Below are 911 nucleotides of genomic sequence, written 5' to 3'. Positions count from 1 at the left end.
CTCGAGGACGGCAAGAACGTCTACGAGGCCGGCAAGAAGATGACCGCGCTCGCCGACAAGGTCGCCGACGAGGGCTACGACGCCGTGTTCCTGATGGGCGTCGGCGGCACCTGGGACGAGCTCATGCAGCTCGAGTACCTCATGAACAAGTTCGGCGACCGCGACCTCGAGGTCTACCTGATCCACGCCGCCGAGTGGAACGTCATGGGCCACAAGCGCATGACCGAGAAGTCCGTCGTGCTCACCGCCTCCGAGTCCGGCACCACCCCCGAGGTCCTCGAGGCCGTCAAGAAGATGAAGGACATGGGCGTGCGCGTCTACGCCATGACCAAGCCCGAGGGCCCCATCGGCCAGGCTGTGGGTGCCGAGAACTGCGTTGCCATGGCTTCTGACCATGGTTCGGGCGGCTGCGAGAAGGGCTACTACCTCGCCGACTGCTTCGGCCTGCGCCTGCTCAACCGCCGCGGCTGCTTCCCCAAGTTCGACCTGTTTATCGAGCAGACCAAGGATATCTGGAAGGACATGCTCGATATCCGCAAGCGCTTCGAGCCGCGCGCCGAGGAGCTCGCCAAGAAGTACGCCCTGGCTCCCTACACCATGTTCATCGGCTCCGGCGCCCTGTGGGGCGAGACCATCCTGTTCTCGATGTGCATCCTGGAGGAGATGCAGTGGAAGCGCACCCGCTACATCACCTCGGCCGACTTCTTCCACGGCACCCTCGAGCTCGTGGAGCCCGGCGTCCCCGTGTTCCTGTTCATGGGCGAGGACGAGAACCGCAAGCTCGACGAGCGCGTCCGCGCCTTCCTGACCCGCGGTGTGACCGGCGACACCGACATCAACATCATCGACACCGCCGAGTTCGCGATCCCCGGCCTTGACGACGAGTTCCGCGTCATCGTGTCTCCGTGGAT

The 911-nt window shown here is 64.5% G+C and carries 1 protein-coding gene; it reads left to right on the top strand.

The window, feature by feature from the left end:
- Window positions 1-911, top strand: a 911-nt coding sequence (locus DW136_RS09860; RefSeq protein ID WP_118289521.1) for an SIS domain-containing protein, incomplete at both ends; no start/stop codon positions are given.

Source organism: Collinsella sp. AM12-1 (assembly GCF_003472325.1).
GTDB lineage: Bacteria > Actinomycetota > Coriobacteriia > Coriobacteriales > Coriobacteriaceae > Collinsella.
Note: the sequence above shows the minus strand (reverse complement) of the source record. Positions and strands in the feature narration are given on the sequence as shown.